Below are 17,831 nucleotides of genomic sequence, written 5' to 3'. Positions count from 1 at the left end.
TGTGAGCGTCGCATTGGCCCACCTGGTGGGCGCGGCCGTGCTGGGCGTGTTGGGTCCCTACGTTCTCGACCGATTGCCCCAGCGATGGTCACCGCGGGTACTGATCACCGCCTGGGTCAGCAGTATCGCCACGGCGGTGGGATTGTTGATTCTGTCGGCGCTGTCGGCGTTGTGGCCGGATCCGCCGCCGGCCGAACGCTTCGTTGACACCTTGGCTCGGTGCGCGGGAGCTGTCCTGCACGCGGTGCGCGACGATTTCAGCCAGGTGTATGGCATTGCCGTGGCCGTGGTGGTGATCGCCGCGGTCGCTCGCACCGCGATGTCGTGCGCTCGTCACACCCGCGATGTGCATCGCGTGCACCGTCTTCATCGCGATGTCGTTGCTGTGGTGGGCAGTACCGAACCCGACACCCCCGACGTGCTCTGGATCGATCATCCCCACCCCATGGCGTACTGCGTCGGCGGGCGCAGTGGTTTCGTTGTGGCAACAAGTGCGCTGCGCACAGACGTGCCCGCCGAGGCGCGGGCCGCAGTACTGGCGCACGAGTTCGCCCATCTGAGGTCGCGGCATGACCGCGTTCTGGCGGTCTGCGATGTGATGGCACGTGCTCTGCCCTTTGTGCCGCTGTTTCGCCGGGCGCCGACGGCAGTCGCGGCCTTGATCGAAGCAGATGCCGACATGTCGGCTGCTCGGGTGACCAGCACGGCTGCCGTGCGCAGCGCACTCGCGCATGTGACCGGCCAGGGTGTAGGCCCCGGGACCCCCATGCCGCACTCGACGCGCTACCGATTGCTAATGCTCGAGAACGGCGCGATCGAGCCGACGAAGTCGACCTACGCTGCGGCGAGCGTGTTGCCCCTCCTGGGTGCTGCGTTGTGTACGGCTGCGGCACTTCCGGTGTTGTCGGTTCTCGTGCATGGGCTTACCGCATAAGTCCCGGTCACGCCCTGTTCGCTCCTCAGTGGCTGCGGCTCGACGCCCGTGGGTGTCGCGCCTGGCTGCGCCACCGGTAGCGGAGGCTGTTCACCGGGTGCTCGTCTCAGCGTGTCGATCGCAGCTGCCTGCGCGGGCGGCACACCCAGTCAGTCGCGCTATCGCGACACCCTGCGTGTTCGGTACCAAATACATGGTGTGCGGTGCTGAGCAGCGCCAACCGATGCTCGACCGGGACCGCTAACCCTTGCTCCACCAGCCGATTCGCTCTCGGTCAGGCCCGGTGATCTTGGGAAAGGCCCGGTGGCTCGTGGTCTCGCCTGACGCGGCGTAGCGACGGGTCTCTCCGCGGCCGCGGGGGTCGGTGGTGAGGTGCTTCGGCTACGGCCGCGCCGCACGGCCTCGTGCTGGTTGCATTGCGCGGGTCGCGACCGCGGCCGCACCGCGGGCCGCACACGTTGCCGCGGTCGCCGCGATCAGCCACAGCAGCAGGGGAGTGCCCTGAGCGAGGACAGAACCTGCGAGCAGGGTCAGCGCAAAGGTCATCACCGCGGTGTAGCCGACTGCGAGGATGGCGAACCACCGCGGAACGGTCAGCGGGCGGCGCGTTCGCGGGACGGCCTGGTCGAGGGCAGGGTAGGGGTAGTTGCTCACGGTCGGCTCTCCGGGTCGGGATCTGTAGATGCTTCGTGGTCTCCGGTGGTCAGCGGCGCACGGCGGACTTCTTCGGCCGCCTCGCTGGGTTCACCGTGCCGTGTGCCGACGTGGGCTTCGGCGCGCAGCCGCTCCACCATATGCGGGTAGTGCAGTTCGAACGCCGGACGCTCCGACCGGATGCGGGGCAGTTCGGTGAAGTTGTGGCGCGGCGGCGGGCAGCTGGTGGCCCACTCCAGGGAGTTGCCGAAGCCCCATGGATCGTCGACGGTGACGACCTCGCCGTAGCGGTAGCTGCGGAAAACGTTCCACAGGAACGGCAGTGTCGAGACGCCGAGGACGAACGCGCCGGCGGTGGAGATGATGTTGAGCGTGGTGAAGCCGTCTGAGGGCAGGTAGTCGGCGTATCGGCGGGGCATGCCTTCGGCTCCGAGCCAGTGCTGCACCAAGAAGGTGAGGTGAAAGCCAATGAACGTCAGCCAGAAATGGATTTTGCCCAAGCGTTCGTCGAGCAGTCGTCCGGTCATCTTCGGGAACCAGAAGTAGATGCCGGCGTAGGTGGCGAACACGATCGTGCCGAACAGCACGTAGTGGAAGTGGGCGACCACGAAGTAGCTGTCGGAGAGTTGGAAGTCGATCGGCGGGCTGGCCAGGAGCACACCGGTGAGTCCGCCGAACAGGAAGGTGACCATGAAGCCGACCGAGAACAGCATCGGGGTTTCAAAGGTCATGTGGCCCCGCCACATTGTGCCGATCCAGTTGAAGAACTTCACGCCCGTGGGTACCGCGATCAGGAAGGTCATGAAGGAGAAGAACGGCAACAGCACGGCGCCAGTGACGTACATGTGGTGTGCCCACACCGCGACCGACAGGGCGGCGATGGCGAGGGTGGCGTAGACCAGTCCTGAGTACCCGAACAACGGTTTACGGCTGAAGACCGGGAAGATTTCGGAGACGATGCCGAAGAACGGCAGCGCGATGATGTACACCTCGGGGTGACCGAAGAACCAGAACATGTGCTGCCAGAGAATGGCGCCGCCGTTGGCCGGATCGAACAGATGCGCGCCGAACTGGCGGTCGACTTCGGCGCCGAGTAATGCCGCGGTGAGCAGCGGGAACACCAGCAAGATCAGCACACTGGTGACCAGGATGTTCCACGTGAAGATCGGCATACGGAACATCGTCATTCCCGGTGCGCGCAGACAGATGACCGTGGTGACCATGTTGACCGCGCCCAGGATGGTGCCCAGACCAGACACGGTCAGTCCGAGGAACCACATGTCGGAGCCGACGCCGGGTGAGTGGATGGCGTCGCTGAGCGGGGTGTAGGCGGTCCAGCCGAAGTCCGCGGCGCCACCTGGGGTGATGAAGCCGGCAATCGCGATGGTCGAACCGAAGACGAACAGCCAGAAACCCAGTGCGTTGAGCCGCGGGAAGGCGACGTCGGGAGCGCCGATCTGCAGGGGCAGTACGAAGTTGGCGAAGCCGATCACGATGGGGGTGGCATACATCAGCAGCATGATCGTGCCGTGCATGGTGAACAGCTGGTTGTACTGCTCGGTCGAGAGGAATTGCATGCCCGGCGTCGTGAGTTCTCCGCGCATCAGCAGCGCCATCAGTCCGCCGATGAGGAAGAACCCGAAGCACGCGACGATGTACATCATGCCGATCAGCTTGTGATCGGTCGTGGTCAGCATCGTGTAGATGAATGACCCTTTGGCCTTTCGCCGCTCGGGATAGGGCCGCGTGGCGACCACCTCGGGCGGGCGCGGGGACACCGCGGTCATGAGGCCTCCATCTGACTTGAAAAAATGGCGGCCCTGATCGAAGCAACACGCGCATCGTGCGTGCGACTTCCCGGGCCGTTACTACGGACTGTAGTCGATTAACTACTAGGTAGCATAGTTGATACTGGAATTCCGAGTCGCAACCGGGAGGCGACAGGACCGCGACGAAAGGTCGCCTCCCTCATTGAGATCGGCCCGACCGGTCCGCCGCGGCCGTGCGCCGCGCCCACCCTTACCGCCAGAGGTCTGCGCTTCCGGTGCCCGACGGTTCGTTGGGCGTGATAGTAGGTTCGGCGTCGCTGTCGGAGGGCAGACTGACGCCGCGTTCGGCGAGCCATCGCACCGGGTCGAGGGCGGCGCCGGATGCATCAGCAACCTCGAAGTGCAGATGAGGCCCGGTCGAGTTACCGCGATTGCCCACCGTGGCAATGGGTTGACCGACCGTGACCGGCGCTGCCGCGTCGATGAGATTGTCGTCGTTGTGGCCGTAGGTCGTGATTGTTCCGTCGGCATGCCGGATGCGTACCCACAACCCGAAGCCTTCAGCTGGCCCCGAGTTGATCACTTCGCCGTCGGTGACCGCGAAAATCGGTGCCCCCAGGTCGTTGCCGATGTCCATACCCTGATGGCCGCGGCCGTCACCGAAGGTGGAGGTCACTCGGCCGTTCGTGGGAGCGACCACCGACCCCGGCGACGGCGACGAATAGACGGGTGGACCAGCTGGTGCCGGGTGCGCAGCCGCGGGATCGTGGGGACGCATCTCGAAAGCCAGAAGCGCCAGCAGCCGCCCGATCGGCAGCGCGTCGACAATCAGTTCGGCGGCTGCTCGTCCCGCGCCGAGCACGGCGGCGAAGCATCCCACCGCAGTGATGGGATCCTCGGCTGGCACTGGCGGCTCGACTGGGCGCGCTCGATCGGCCAGACATGTGCTGACTGTTCGGATCTCGTCGGCGAGGGTTCCCATCGCCGGGCCGCCCAGTGTCGCCGAGATCGTCTCGGCGACCAGTTGGGCGAACTGCTGAGTCACGTGGGTGGCATCGGCGTCGGCTCGCGCTCGAGCGTCAATTGAGAAGCTCAGCAGAACCGCAGCAACGATTCCCGCGACCCCCAGTCTCAGACAGGGCCGTGGAGCGCCGCAGCGGCGGGTGAGGGACGACATAGGCATGCCAGCGAGACCTTCCGGAGACGGGCGCGACGCACTGACGTTCAGCACCACACGCCAGGTGCACATGAGGCCACGATCGGCAGCCCTCCGTTCGAACCATAGGCCCCACAGGTCACAGCAGTAACACGATCTGATTGAGTGCCCATCGCAATCGCGGGCCTCTACTACTAGGTGATGTAGTTGCGGATGCGCAGTGACTGCCAAGCCGGAAACTCGCCCTGAACACAGGGTAATTGCAGGTGAGCGCATCTCTTACACGAGGTGACGCCGCAAAATGCACGTCGCGAGAAGTGGGGTTCCGGTCGGTGGATGTCACAAAAACTATGGTCATGTTGACAATTCGAATGGTGATCTACCACGCTGCGTAGTAGATCAACGTCGAGGAGTGCTGGTGCAGCAGGGGAGAAGGGTATCCGCGGTGCGGGCGGCGGTCCTGGCGCTGATATGCGTGGTGCCGTGGGTAGCGTCGGGTTGTGGTAGCGCTGGCGACGACGCCGTTGCGCAGGGGGGAACCTTTCAGTTCGTCTCGCCCGGCGGGCAGACGGTCATCACCTACGATCCGCCCTCGAGCCGTCAGCGGATCGCTGACGTCTCCGGCCCTGACGTGGTGACCGACCAGACCATCGGACTCGACGACTTCGCAGGCAAAGTCGTCGTCATCAACGTCTGGGGTTCGTGGTGTGGACCCTGCCGGGGAGAAGCCGACGACCTCGAGCATGTCTACGCCCAGAACAAGGCCTCGGGAGTCGAGTTCCTCGGTATCAATCTGCGCGATAACCGGCAAGCGGCGAAGGACTTCATGATCGACAGAAAGGTCGCCTTTCCCTCGATCTACGACTTTGCCGGTCTGACCCTGGCTGCGCTGACCACCCCAACGTCGGTGGTGCCGACCACCATCGTGCTCGACCGCGACCACCGTCCGGCCGCGGTGTTCCTCAAGGCCATTACCGCCGACGAACTCGGGTCAACAGTTCAGCGAGTCCTCGCTGAGCCTGTGGCACAACCCCAATGACCCCGCAGTCGGTCGAAGTGCAGGCTGCGGTCGGCGAGACGTTTGCCGACCTCGTCGCCAGCGGTCCGCTCCTGCTGGCGCTGCTTGCGTGTGTGATCGCCGGGCTGGTGTCGTTCGCCTCACCGTGCGTGGTCCCCCTCGTTCCGGGGTATCTGTCGTATCTGGCTGGCGTGGTCGGCGCCGAGGCGCCTGCGGTGTCGGTGGGGGAGCCGAACAAGCGGGGTCGTTCGCGCGTGGCGCTCGCCGCAGGCCTGTTCGTCCTCGGTTTCACGGTGGTCTTCGTGGCAGCGACCGCCACCGTACTCGGAGTCACCACCACTTTCGTGGTGAATCGTGAAGTCCTCCAACGCATCGGCGGCGTGGTCACCATCATCATGGGCCTGGTGTTCATCGGGCTGGTGCCGGCACTGCAACAGGAACGACGGTTCGCCCCCCGCCGCGTCTCCAACATCGCCGGCGCTCCGCTGCTCGGCGGGGTCTTTGCACTCGGGTGGACCCCATGCCTAGGGCCCACGCTCGCGGCGGTCATTGCGACGGCCAGCGGCACCGAAGGTGCCACCGCAGCCAAGGGCGTCGCGCTGATCGTGGCGTACTGCGCGGGCCTTGGTATTCCTTTTGTCGTGCTTGCGTTTTCCTCGGCATGGGCGTTGCGCAGCCTCGGCTGGTTGCGGACCCACGCCCGCATGATCCAGATCGTCGGCGGCGCCATGATGATCGCGGTAGGTATCGCCTTGATCACCGGCCTGTGGGATCAATTCATCGTGTGGGTCCGCGACGCGTTCATCACCGATACCCAACTACCCATCTGACTACCCATCTGAGGCCTGTAGTGGCGGCGCCGGTTCGACGGACCCAACACCACCGGCTTCCGGTCACCGCACCGTCACGAGACCCAACACCACCGGCGTCACGCCGCCGACGTCGGGCCATCTCAGCACATCCCGATTCAGTCGTGACGTGATCCGCCGGTTCCGTTCCGCCCCGGTCTGTCATATAGTCACATGCGCATGTATTGATATATGTGGACAGCGTAGCTATCTGGGTGTGGATGAGAGGGAGTACGACGCATGGGAGCCGGACACAATCACGGACCAACCGACCCCGCATCCAGCGACTCGTCGCTGCGTGTCCGGTTGGCGATCGCGTTTGCTCTGACGGGGATCATTGTCGTGGCCCAGCTTGTCGGGTCGGTGATCACGGGAAGTCTGGCGCTACTGACCGACACCGCGCACGCCGCGACAGATGCGATCGGTTTAGCGGTCGCGCTCGTCGCAGCAACCGTGATGCACCGCCCGGTCAACAAAACCCGCACCTGGGGACTGCGGCGCATCGAGGTCATCGCCGCTCTGGGGCAGGCCTCGCTGCTGCTCGCTGTGGGCCTCTACGCTGCTGTCGAAGGCGTACGACGACTGTTCTCGCCACCCGAGGTGCCCTCGACCGAACTCCTGCTCTTCGGAGTCATCGGACTCGTGGCGAACATCGTCGCCATGCTCGTGCTCGCCTCGGGACGCGGCGCCAACTTCAACATGCGAGCGGCGTTTCTGGAGGTCCTCAACGACGCACTGGGATCGCTGGGTGTGATCGTCGCCGCAATCGTCATCGCTACCACCGGTTTCCAACAAGCTGACGCGCTGGCCGGGTTGTTCATCGCCGCGCTCATCGCACCCCGCGCCCTCAAACTCATGGCCGAGACGACGCGGGTGCTGATGGAATTCACCCCGAAAGGGATCGATCTCGACGACGTCAGGGCCCACATCCTCGAGATGGACCGTGTGCACGACGTGCACGACCTTCACGCATCGACGGTGGCCACGGGCCTACCGATCATCAGCGCTCACATTGTGGTCGATGACGACTGCTTCCAGGACGGCCACGCCCCCACCATGTTGGATGACATCCGGACCTGCGTGGCGACCCACTTCGCCATCTCCTTCGAGCATTCCACCTTCCAGCTCGAGACCAGCGCCCAGCGCCACCACGAGGAAGCGTTAGCCACCCATCACCCGTGAGGGATCACATCGGCGTCACACCACACCTGCGGTCTGCGCGAGTGCGGATCTCTGCTACGCGAGTCTGCCGTCTCGGGCCGGGCGCTGCCCCGGAGGTGTCACATCAGCGTCGACCAGTACCACCAGAAACGGTGGGCGATCAGGGCGATCACTGCCAGCACCCACACCAGCGGTACCACGGTGTGCACCGTGAGGATCGCATCGAGGGCTCGGCGCGCTGTCCCGGGTGGGCAGAAATGGTCGGCATTGCGCAGGCTCACATACCAAAAGGCAACCACGACAACCACCCACACGGCCATGCAGTACGGACAGAGCGCGTTGATTCGGTACAGGCTCTGGAAGATCAGCCAATGGACGAACACCACCGCACCCGTCAACCCACTCTGCAGCCCGATCATGACCCAGGTGGGCGGCCGGCTCCCCATCAGGACCGCGACAGCAATCAGCGCGGAGAAGCCGGCAATTCCGATCAGTGAGTTGGGAAACCCGAAGACGACCGCCTGGGGGGTGTCCATCACCGATCCGCAATTGACGATCGGGTTGATACTGCAGGTCGGTGTGTACGCCGGATCGGTTGCCAGTTCGAACTTTTCAACCGTCAGCGTGAACGCAGCGATGAGCCCGATACTTCCGCAGACCGCAAGGATCCACGCGAGCAGTCGCGGAGACACTGGGAATCGTGTAGCTGCCGCCGTGGGCGAGGATGGCGAGGCCTGGCGGGGTGGTGGTGGGACGGTCACTGGCGTAGTGCGGATTCGAGCGCCGAGCTCAGATCGTCATAGCTCTCGGGTTTGATGAGTTCGTCGTTGATGAAGAAGGTGGGTGTGCCGGTGACACCTAGCGCTTTGCCGTCAGCGACATCGCGGTCGATGAGTTCGCGGGTGGCCTGCGAGTTGTAGTCGGCGGCGAATCGATCCATGTCCAGACCGAGCTCCTGGGCATAGGAGAAGAACAGATCGTCCAGCGGTACCCGCTGCTCACCCCAGCTGCGTTGGGTGTCGAACATCTTGCGGTACATCGGTTCGAACTGGCCTTGCTCGGCCGCGGCGGCAACGGCCCGTGCCGCGCGGTCAGCGTTGAAATGCCCGGGGAGCGGGAAGTAGCGGACCACGAACGTGACCTGATCGCCGTATGTTTGGCGAAGCTGCTCCACCGCCGGGTATGCCGCCCCGCACCCTTCACATTCGAAGTCCAGGAATTCCACGAATGTTGCCTTGGACTCGGTCGGAGTCGATAGACGTGGGGAATCATCCCGTACCGTCATGCTCGCCTGGGCGTCGGCCTGTTCGCTGTCGCCGGCCCGGGACACCACGAACACCACTGTCAGCGCCAGGCAGAACACGATCACCACGGCGAGTGAGATCTTGACGTTGCGGCTCACCGGGGCACCCTCGACTCGAGTCGAACCTTCAGCGCTTGACCTGCCACGATGTTCACTCCCGTCAAACTACTACTACGTTAGCTAGTAGTTTACAGGCGCGCGGCCCCGGCCGGGCGCCCGCGGGCGGATCGGTGCGCTCGACAAACTTCGGTGAGGGGTGCGGTGCGCGGTGGTGAGTTCTTCGGGTGCTCGGCGGGCCGGTGCGTCGTTTCCACCGATGCTTCATCCGGTGTTGCGCAGCGCTGCTGCGGTCGGCGCCGGCGGCATGCTGTATGTGAGTTTCCCTCCGCGTCAGCTGTGGTTCCTGGCCCCGTTGGCTATCGCGGTTCTGGTGGTGACGCTGCGGGGGCGGTCGTTGTGGGCGGCATCCGGCTATGGCTATCTGGCTGGGCTGGGGTTTTTCGTGCCTTTGCTGCCGTGGGTCGGCATCTATGTGGGTGCGGTGCCGTGGCTGGTCTTGGCAGCAGTCCAGGCGGTGGCGTTCGGGGTCTTCGGGGTGTTGGCAGCGGCACTGGGCAGATGGCGCGGCGCGCCGGTGTGGTTGGCAGGCGCCTGGGTGGCAGTCGAAGCTGTTCGTTCCCGGATACCGTTTGGCGGTTTCCCTTGGGGCCGAATCGCATTCGGTCAACCCGACGGGTTGCTCCTGCCGTTGGCGGCGCTGGCCGGCGCGCCGGGGTTGTCGTTCGTTGTGGTGCTGCTCGGCGCGGCCCTGGCCGCGGCGGCGGGGGCGGTGGTCCGCCGGCAGCCTCAAACGTTGGCCGGGCCTGCGGCCACGGTTGCCGTGATTGGACTGCTGGTGTGGACGATGACGCCCGCGGGGGGAGGCGATGACGCGGGGGAGCGGTCGGTGACGGTGGCAGTGGTGCAGGGCAATGTGCCGCGGCTGGGGTTGGATTTCAATGCTCAGCGGCGCGCAGTGCTCGACAATCATGTCCAACGCACCCTCGACCTGGCAGAGCAGGTCCGCTCTGGGCGGGTCGTGCGTCCCGATGTGGTGGTGTGGCCGGAGAACTCATCCGACATCGACCCGTTCGGTAACCGCGATGCTGCGGCGCAGATTGATCGTGCCGCGCGGGCGATCGGGGTGCCGATCCTGGTGGGAGCGGTGATCGCCGGGAGCAACGGCACGTCCCGCAACACGTTGGTGGTGTGGGATCCGGTTACCGGTCCTGGTCAGGAGCACGACAAACGTCAGCTGGTGCCGTTCGGGGAGTACTTGCCGCTGCGGGAACTGATGACACAGCTGTCGTCCTACGCCAGCCGGGCCGGCAACTTCGTTCCTGGCACGGGCAATGGTGTCGTCGATCTTGCAGGTGTACCGGTGGCGGTGGCGACCTGCTACGAAGTCGCGTTCGACGATCTGGTGACCGACTCGGTGCGCGCCGGCGCGCAACTGATCGCCGTACCGACCAACAACGCGACGTTCGGGCGCACCGAGATGACCTACCAGCAACTCGCGATGTCGCGGGTGCGGGCAGTCGAGCACGGTAGGGCGGTGGTCATCGCAGCAACCAGTGGGGTGAGCGCGATCATCGAGCCTGATGGGACCGTTGCACAACGCACAGCGCTGTTCACCCCTGATGTCCTCATCGCGCGGGTGCCGCTGGGGACAACGACGACTCTGGCGACGCGGATCGGAGCAGCAGGAGAAGGGATCTGTGCTGCCGCGGTCCTGGCGGCACTGGTTGTACGCACGTGGAGATCACGCCAACGCACCTGACGCGGCGTGGTTGCTTCAGTGGCGTTCGCGATGGGGCGTTGGTGAGCTACTCGGTGCGTCATCGGCGTCATCCGACGGGCTCGAACAGCAGCTGCACCCTGGTTCTGTAGTGGCAGCACAACTCGTGCTGGTCGCCGCGCCGCGTAATCGTGGAGTCGGCAGCAGGGGCACCTCGGGCACCGGCCGTGGCTGATCGGTGGTGGTGGCGGATACCGGGGCGCAGCAGGCGTCGCCTGTGTCGTTGTAGGGCGCCACCGAGATGTTGAGCTTGCCGGGGGTTACCCGGGGCATGGCACCGGTGCCTGGCAGTGCTTTCGTCCGGGCAGCGCGAATCGCGTTGGCGATCACCAGCACTTCTGCGAGTTCGTGGACGAAGACCACCGTGGCCAGGCCGAGGACGCCCGTGGCGGCCAGCGGAATCAGCACACCGATGATGGCCAGAGAGAATCCTATGTTCTGCACCATGATTCGGCGTGCGCGCCGAGCGTGGGACAGCACGTGGGGGAGATGGCGGAGATCTTCGCCCATCAACGCCACATCGGCGGTTTCGATGGCGACGTCGGTACCCATCGCTCCCATTGCGATTCCGACATCGGCGGTGGCCAACGCTGGGGCGTCGTTGACGCCGTCGCCGACCATGGCGATCGCCCGCCCGCGCGCCAGCGTGGGCAGCAAGTCGGCTTTGTCTTCGGGAAGCAGTTCGGAATGGACGGTGCTGATTCCGGCCGCCGTGGCCAAGGCGTGTGCGGTGCGATCGTTGTCCCCGGTCAGCATGACCGAGTTGACACCCAGCGCCGTCAGCTGAGCGACCGTTTCAGCGGCCTCGGGGCGAAGCTCATCGCGGACGGCGATGGCGGCGACGACGGTGCCATCGCGTTCGATCAGCACGACGGTGGCACCGTCGCTCTGCAACCGGGTGACCTCGCCGGCGAGCGCGCCAGGATCGAGCCACCCGGGTTTGCCCAGGCGCAGTTGCTGTCCGCGTATCTGGCCGGTGAGTCCGTGACCGGCGATCGCGGTGACGTCCTCGGCAGGTGAGTCCAGGGCAGGTGCGGCCGCGAGAATGGCGCTCGCCAGCGGGTGCTCGCTGCGTGCCTCGAGCGCGGCGGCATAGGACAACGCGTCTTCGCGGGTGATCTCGGGTGTGCTCACCACGGCGATGACCTCCGGAGTGCCGCGGGTCAAGGTGCCGGTCTTGTCCAGTGCGACGACGCGGACCCGTCCCAACTCCTCTAGTGCAGCACCGCCTTTGACCAGTGCGCCATGGCGGCTGGCGGCGCCGATCGCGGCGACCACCGTCAGCGGCACCGCGATCGCTAACGCACACGGGGACGCGGCAACGAGGACTACCAGGCCGCGTTCGAGCCACAGCAGGGGATCACCGAGCAGCGCACCGATACCTGCCACGAGCGCCGCGAGCACCATGATGGCGGGGACCAGGGGGCGGGCGATGCGGTCGGCGAGACGTTGGCCGGCGCCTTTGCGTTCCTGCGCTTGCTCGACGATGTGAACGATGCGGGCCAGGGAACTATCCGCGGCGCGGGCGGTCACGCGGACTTCGATCGCACCGCCACCGTTGATGGCGCCGGCGTAGAGCAAGTCGCCCGGACCCGCCTCCACCGGAACAGATTCGCCGGTGATCGCCGACATATCCACGCTGGTAGTGCCCGCGGTGATCGTCCCGTCGGTCGACGCGCGCTCACCGGGACGCACCACCAGCACATCGCCGATGATCAACTCATCAGGGGACACGGTGATCTCGCGACCCTCACGAATCACCGACGCGGTCGGTGGAACCAGCGCGAGCAGTGCCCGCAGCCCGCGCCGGGTCTTGGTGACCGCGTAATGCTCGAGTCCTTCAGCGACCGAGAACAAGATTCCCAGCAGCGCAGCCTCGGGTATTTGGCCCAGCGCCACAGCCCCGATCGCGGCGATCGTCATCAGCGTTCCGACACCGATGCGCCCGTGGCGCAGCGACCTCAGCGTCGACGGCACGAACGTTGAGGCAGCGACGACGACCGCGACCAGTTCCACGACGATGCCCGCGGTCTCTGACAGAGAGCCTCCGATGATCCAGCCGAGCGCGAGGAACACTGCTGCGGCGGCGGCGAAACGCAGCTCGCGCACCTGCCACAACCGAACCGGGCCCTGATCGACCTCGGCGTCGAGGTCGGCGGGATCTGATGGTCCGCAGCATGCGTCAGCCATGAGCTCGCCCCTGCACTGTGGCCGCCGCCGATGACGTCGTCGTGGCTGGTACGGAGACACATGCAATCGCTAGAACGGCTGTCACGAGAGCGTGGCCGGAGGGGGTCAACGCGTACATCACCAACCGTCCGTGCCGGCGCCCGGTCACCAGGCCGGCGCCCTTGAGTAAGCGCAGATGGTGCGAGACAAGGTTCTGCGCCAGGCCTACCACCCACGCGAGGTCGCAGACGCATAATTCCTCGCCCGACAGCAACGCCGTCGCTACACGTAGCCGGGTGGGATCACCGAGTGCGCGAGCTCCGGCGGCGGCACGGTCGACCGCGGTCACCTCGGGTAGCGCAGTCCGGATAGTTTCTGCGTGCGGCAGATCGAGGCACAGCAGGTCGCATGTGTCCACCGACTCCTGAGTCATATCAACATCCTTACGTTCATTGATATGGCCCATTGTAGGCGCGCCGGCGCGAATACCTCAACACCCATCGATATGGCGAGTTGGCGTCGACAAGCTCCAGCCCGGCGGGGGGCGCCTAGGTGTCGGTGTTGCCCTTCTTCCACTGTGACCACGGGATGTTCCAGTCGCCGAGTCCATCGACTCCCGAGAGCGTGTCGGCGTTGGTGTTCTTGACCGTGACGGGGTCACCGCGCAGGGTGTTCTTCACGAGCCATTCCGCGTCTGCGGGACTCAGGTTTGGGCAACCGTTGCTGACGTTGCTGTTGCCTTGCGCCGACATCGACCACGGTGCGCCGTGCATGTAAATGCCGCTGTAGGACATTTGCACCGCCCATTGAACGGGTGTGCGGTATCCCGCTGCGGACTCGACAGGCACTCCGTAGGTGGACGAGTCCATGATGATGTGCTCGACGCGATCTCCGATCATGTAGATGCCGCGGGGCGTCGGAGTGCTGTCTTTGCCGAACGAGGTCGGCATCGTGCGGATGACCTTGCCGTCTCGTTTGACGACGATCGTTTTGGTGTTGTCGTCGGCAACGATTTCCTGAGCTCGGCCAATCGTGAAGTCGTAGGACAAGTTCTCGTCGCCGTAGAGCCCGTCGCCGAGATCGACTCCGTAAATGTTGACGGCGACACTGACTTTGGTGCCCGGTGTCCAGAAGCGTTCGGGCCTCCACCGGACCTCAGAGTCGCTGATCCAATAGAACGCACCCTGCATCTGGGGGTCAGACGACACGGTGATCGCCGCCTGTGCCTTCTTTCGGTCAGGGATGGGATCGGCGAACCGCACGCCGATCGTGTGGGCGATCCCGACGGTTTTCTCGCCGAGAATGGCCGCGCTGGTCAACGATTCCGGTGAGGTCGTGGTGAAACGCTGCGAGACGACCGATCGACCGCCCACGCCCACGGCCTCGGCTTGAACCACGTATCGCTTCGAATACCCCAGGGGCTGGGTGCTTGTCCACGTTGAGCCGTCCTCGCTCAGGGAGCCCGCCAAGGGACGGCCGCTGGCTGTGGGAATACGGACGTTAGTCAACGCGCCGCGACTGGCCGTGACAACAATAGGAAGCCCAGGTTCGACAACCGCGTTGGGCGCAAGTCGCCCGCCACCTTCAGTGGCCACAGCGATGGAAGGGTGTGTGATGTCGGCGAAGCTGTCAACGGCCCGAATCTCGTTGCTGTAGACGGCACCTCCGGTCGAGCTGCACGAGGTCAACACCATCACCACCGCCGTCAGCGTTGCGAGCATCAGCAGTCGCGGGATACCGGACCGGACCGACCCGCGGCATTCACGAGAGCCCGAGCACTGCGGCTGCCCACCGTGAGTCGATCGGCGATCACGTGGCTCTTCGGTAGCTCGAGTCCCTCTTACGCGGCCCATCGATTGTCGAACCCTCCCACTCGGCGCTGGACTAGCTTTACTAACCACGATAGTAGTTGAAGGCTGTGCGCTCCTTTACCCGCTGCACCGCGTGAGAGAAGGTTCGAAACGTCTTCGTGGTGGGCCACCGCCGAGCCACCACGTCGACCTCACTATTGCCGTGTGGCGACACCCAACAGGTAATCCCGCCGATGCGTGTTTGCCACCGCTCGCCGACGTCGAGACCGTGGTGGGACAACTCGTGCAGGAATTCACCGGCGGTGAACCGATCCTCGCTCGGATGGTCAAACAGCACTTGGTAGGTCGGCCGAGCAAGGGCGGTCGCGGTGACCTCGTCAAAGAAGAACCGCCCACCCGGTTTGAGTACGCGGGCCACCTCGTCCAAGGCTTCCGCCAGTTCGGGATGTGGTGAATGATCGCGAAGTCGAAGACTGCGTCATAAGTACCGTTCTGCCCTCCGCCGACGTCGTGAAATGCTGAACGCAGGTCCGTTGCGCTACCTCGGGCGAGGTGTGCCCTGCCGGTGTGTCGGCGCAGGCGGTGGCGAGCGCGAGAAATCATCGCCGGATCGAGGTCTACCGCGTCGACGCGCGCGGCGCCGAACTCGTCGAGGATCAGCCGGGTGCCGTAACCCGACCCGCACCCCAGCTCAGCAACGTGCGCTCCCGGGGTCCGTCCGCCCAACGCGGTCAATACACGCGCCTCGTAGCGCTGCAGCCACCGCCGGGGCGGCGAGTTCACCAGAACAGTCTCCACGCGGTTCATCAACATTGTTGACCACCCTCCCTCATTCATCGGCGGAGACCGCTTATTATCGTCTGGTGACGATCAATAGCATGGATGGGTGTCCCACGTCGAGAGCCGGAACGAATGTGGACGCGGCGGTGGCGTTGTTTCACAGCCTGTCCGATAGCACCCGTTTGTCGATTGTGCGTCGTCTTGCCGGCGGGGAGGTCAGGGTCGCCGACCTGGTAGGGGAGTTGGGTTTGGCGCAGTCGACAGTGTCGGCGCATGTGGCATGTCTGCGCGACTGCGGGCTCGTTGAGGGACGCCCACAGGGTAGGCAGGTGTTCTACCGCCTCACTCGGCCCGAGTTGATGGATCTGCTGGCCTCGCGGAGACCCTGCTGGCGGCCACTGGTAGCGCGGTAGCGCTGTGCCCGAACTATGCCGGCGACGCCGCCGCAGCGTCAGCGAGTTCTACCCCGGCTGGAGCATTTACGTGACCGACGCGACGCCGGCAGTGACGAAAACACTCCACCCCCGAGGCGTTCTCTTGGTCCTGGTTGTCGTGGTGACCTCCGTCGGGCTGGCAGTCAACTCCTTCGTTGTCAGCCGACTCACCGAGGCAGTACGGCCGATCTGGGAGTGCTCCAATTGCGGTTAGCGTTCAACCCCGGTGTTGCATTCAGCCTCGGTGATCAGCTGCCCAGCTGGGCCATACTCGCCGTGGCCGGGTTAATCACCCTCGCACTGGCCGGCTACGCAGTGCACGTCGCACCCGACGCGGGGGTCGCCGGCCGGATCGGATTTGCTGCAGTCCTCGGCGGCGCACTCACCAACCTGATCGACCGCGCCGCCGACGGCGTCGTCACCGACTACTTCCATACCGGCTGGTTCCCCACGTTCAACCTCGCGGACACATTCATCACCATCGGCGTCGTCCTGATCGTGCTAGATGTGTTGCGCAAGAATGGTCAGCTCCGCGCGACGCCTAGGGGATCGAACCGTCGCGCGGACTCGCTTAACCGGTGACTGTCAGGTAGATCAAGGCGACGTTGAGCACGATGATGACCGCTGCAGTCAGCCAGGCCAGCGACGTGGTGAGTCGATTGTTCACATCCTCGCCCATCAGCATCCTGTCGCTGGTGAAACGCACTAACGGAACCAGTGCGAAGGGGATGCCGAAGGACAGAACGACCTGCGAGACAATCAGAGCTCGGCTGGATCGATTCCGATGGCCAACACTGTGATGGCAGGTATCAGGGTGATCAGGCGTCGGAGTATGAGCGGGATCCTGCGCTGCAACAGCCCGTCCATGATCATCGCGCCGGCGTACGCCCCGACGAGGTTGATGCCAGCCCCGAGGCAAGAAGCCCCAGCGCGAACAGCAACGCCACCACTTGCCCCAAGGTGTCGGCGACCGCCGCATGCGCTCCGTCGATCGAATCGACCCCTTCACGGCCACGCAAAGTGGTTGCTGCCACCAGCAGCATGGACAGGTTGACCGCGCCCGCCAGCAGCATCGCCAGACCGACATCGATCTTCGTCACACGCAACAGCCGCGACCGGATCGGCCCCTCCGGTTGATGGCCGTGTCGATCCCGCACCAGACCTGAATGCAGATACACCGCGTGAGGCATCACCGTCGCACCCAACATGGCGGCCGCGATCAGCACGCTTTCCGTGCCATCGAACCGCGGCAAGAGGCCCCCCACGACAGCCCCGGGGGAGGTGGTGCCACCACGGTGCTTGTCAGAAACCGATGGCAATGACAGCCAGCAAGCCAATGATCACCCGCTCGAACGGTTGCTGCCCTCTGCGGTCTTGGACAAGAAGCAAGACCATCGACACCGAACCTGTGATGACGCCACCGATGAGCAACGGCAGGTCGAAGAGCAGATTCAGCGCGATAGCTCCGCCGACCACTTCGGCGAGATCGGTTGCCATAGCGACAATCTCAGCCTGCACCCAGTAGGAGAGCCTGGCGGTCCGCGACGCGCGCAGACGCACCGTCTCCGGCAATGACCTGCCCGTGACCACCCCGAGCTTGGCAGAAAGGAACTGCCCACCAACCCGCCATCACGTTCGCAACCACGATCACCCACACGAGGAGGTAGCCGAACTGGGCGCCGGCGCTGATATTGGACGCGACATTGCCGGGATCAACATAGGCGATGGCTGCGACGAAGGCCGGACCAAGCAGTAGGGACCCAGACCGAGCTCGCGCGAGCCGCGGACGAGCCGAAGCCATGACCTCTCGCATTGCCGCCCCTCAATCACAAAGTTCGGTCTACGAATAAAACTATTCGATACACCGTAGTTCATGGGTCGGCACATGACGAGACTTGGGGAGCTTGGTTGGTGGGGCGAGGTCTTCGACGGCCTGTAAGTGCGAGTGCGCCGCAGC

15 protein-coding genes and 3 pseudogenes are annotated in these 17,831 nt (G+C 64.9%); 7 read left to right on the top strand and 11 right to left on the bottom strand.

Annotated features, from left to right (window positions below):
- Position 1 precedes the first annotated feature (1 nt).
- Positions 2–934, top strand: a complete 933-nt coding sequence (locus BLU62_RS04330; protein ID WP_011161140.1) for a M56 family metallopeptidase — start codon at positions 2–4, stop codon at positions 932–934.
- A 381-nt stretch (positions 935–1,315) separates the two neighbouring features.
- Here BLU62_RS04330 and BLU62_RS04325 read toward each other — a convergent pair whose 3' ends face one another.
- The 3 genes from BLU62_RS04325 to BLU62_RS04315 form a co-directional block, all read right to left on the bottom strand.
- Positions 1,316–1,588 carry a hypothetical protein gene (locus BLU62_RS04325; protein ID WP_011161139.1) on the bottom strand — a complete coding sequence of 91 codons (273 nt, stop codon included), beginning with the start codon at positions 1,586–1,588 and terminating at the stop codon, positions 1,316–1,318.
- Positions 1,585–3,375 carry an aa3-type cytochrome oxidase subunit I gene (gene ctaD / locus BLU62_RS04320; RefSeq protein ID WP_011161138.1) on the bottom strand — a complete coding sequence of 597 codons (1,791 nt, stop codon included), beginning with the start codon at positions 3,373–3,375 and terminating at the stop codon, positions 1,585–1,587. Before ctaD ends, BLU62_RS04325 begins: the two co-directional genes overlap by 4 nt.
- 232 nt (positions 3,376–3,607) lie before the next feature.
- A complete protein-coding gene (locus tag BLU62_RS04315; protein WP_058253290.1) occupies positions 3,608–4,540 on the bottom strand; it encodes a M23 family metallopeptidase in 933 nt (310 codons plus the stop codon).
- Positions 4,541–4,931: 391 nt separating this feature from the next.
- Here BLU62_RS04315 and BLU62_RS04310 point away from each other — a divergent pair, with 391 nt between their 5' ends.
- The 3 genes from BLU62_RS04310 to BLU62_RS04300 all read left to right on the top strand — a co-directional run bounded on the left by BLU62_RS04310 (position 4,932) and on the right by BLU62_RS04300 (position 7,561).
- A complete protein-coding gene (locus BLU62_RS04310; protein ID WP_082652992.1) occupies positions 4,932–5,552 on the top strand; it encodes a TlpA family protein disulfide reductase in 621 nt (206 codons plus the stop codon).
- Positions 5,549–6,361 (top strand): cytochrome c biogenesis CcdA family protein, encoded by an 813-nt coding sequence (locus tag BLU62_RS04305; RefSeq protein ID WP_011161135.1) that lies wholly within the window; start codon positions 5,549–5,551, stop codon positions 6,359–6,361. The genes BLU62_RS04310 and BLU62_RS04305 overlap by 4 nt, the downstream gene beginning before the upstream one ends.
- Before the next feature lie 258 nt (positions 6,362–6,619).
- Positions 6,620–7,561, top strand: coding sequence for a cation diffusion facilitator family transporter (locus tag BLU62_RS04300; RefSeq protein WP_011161134.1), 942 nt, complete (start codon positions 6,620–6,622; stop codon positions 7,559–7,561).
- Positions 7,562–7,659: 98 nt separating this feature from the next.
- Here the strand turns inward: BLU62_RS04300 and BLU62_RS04295 are convergent, their stop codons facing one another.
- Entirely contained in the window at positions 7,660–8,232 is a 573-nt protein-coding gene (locus BLU62_RS04295) for a vitamin K epoxide reductase family protein (RefSeq protein ID WP_011161133.1), read from the bottom strand.
- A 65-nt stretch (positions 8,233–8,297) separates the two neighbouring features.
- Entirely contained in the window at positions 8,298–8,942 is a 645-nt protein-coding gene (locus BLU62_RS04290; RefSeq protein WP_011161132.1) for a DsbA family protein, read from the bottom strand.
- Between the two features lie 217 nt (positions 8,943–9,159).
- Here BLU62_RS04290 and lnt point away from each other — a divergent pair, with 217 nt between their 5' ends.
- Positions 9,160–10,662 carry an apolipoprotein N-acyltransferase gene (gene lnt / locus BLU62_RS04285; protein WP_011161131.1) on the top strand — a complete coding sequence of 501 codons (1,503 nt, stop codon included), beginning with the start codon at positions 9,160–9,162 and terminating at the stop codon, positions 10,660–10,662.
- A 15-nt stretch (positions 10,663–10,677) separates the two neighbouring features.
- Here lnt and BLU62_RS04280 read toward each other — a convergent pair whose 3' ends face one another.
- The 5 genes and pseudogenes from BLU62_RS04280 to BLU62_RS33670 form a co-directional block, all read right to left on the bottom strand.
- Positions 10,678–12,870 carry a heavy metal translocating P-type ATPase gene (locus BLU62_RS04280; protein WP_011161130.1) on the bottom strand — a complete coding sequence of 731 codons (2,193 nt, stop codon included), beginning with the start codon at positions 12,868–12,870 and terminating at the stop codon, positions 10,678–10,680.
- Positions 12,863–13,282: an ArsR/SmtB family transcription factor gene (locus BLU62_RS04275; protein ID WP_011161129.1), complete on the bottom strand. Its 420-nt coding sequence runs from the start codon at positions 13,280–13,282 to the stop codon at positions 12,863–12,865. Before BLU62_RS04275 ends, BLU62_RS04280 begins: the two co-directional genes overlap by 8 nt.
- A 115-nt stretch (positions 13,283–13,397) precedes the next feature.
- Positions 13,398–14,570, bottom strand: coding sequence for a L,D-transpeptidase (locus tag BLU62_RS04270; RefSeq protein WP_011161128.1), 1,173 nt, complete (start codon positions 14,568–14,570; stop codon positions 13,398–13,400).
- A gap of 172 nt (positions 14,571–14,742) precedes the next feature.
- Positions 14,743–15,087 carry a class I SAM-dependent methyltransferase gene (locus tag BLU62_RS33675; RefSeq protein WP_244278067.1) on the bottom strand — a complete coding sequence of 115 codons (345 nt, stop codon included), beginning with the start codon at positions 15,085–15,087 and terminating at the stop codon, positions 14,743–14,745.
- Between the two features lie 62 nt (positions 15,088–15,149).
- A pseudogene (locus BLU62_RS33670) lies at positions 15,150–15,467 on the bottom strand (class I SAM-dependent methyltransferase); the annotation flags it as partial.
- A gap of 56 nt (positions 15,468–15,523) precedes the next feature.
- Between BLU62_RS33670 and BLU62_RS04260 the strand changes: the two are divergent.
- Both BLU62_RS04260 and BLU62_RS33665 read left to right on the top strand, forming a co-directional pair.
- A pseudogene (locus tag BLU62_RS04260) lies at positions 15,524–15,927 on the top strand (ArsR/SmtB family transcription factor).
- Between the two features lie 151 nt (positions 15,928–16,078).
- Positions 16,079–16,456 (top strand): signal peptidase II, encoded by a 378-nt coding sequence (locus BLU62_RS33665; protein WP_244278063.1) that lies wholly within the window; start codon positions 16,079–16,081, stop codon positions 16,454–16,456.
- On the opposite strand, the pseudogene BLU62_RS04250 reads toward BLU62_RS33665, so the two are convergent.
- A pseudogene (locus tag BLU62_RS04250) lies at positions 16,446–17,675 on the bottom strand (Nramp family divalent metal transporter). The gene BLU62_RS33665 and the pseudogene BLU62_RS04250 overlap by 11 nt on opposite strands.
- Between the last annotated feature and the right edge of the window lie 156 nt (positions 17,676–17,831).

This window comes from Gordonia westfalica, assembly GCF_900105725.1.
Lineage (GTDB): Bacteria > Actinomycetota > Actinomycetes > Mycobacteriales > Mycobacteriaceae > Gordonia > Gordonia westfalica.
This window is presented reverse-complemented; position numbering and strand designations above follow the sequence as displayed.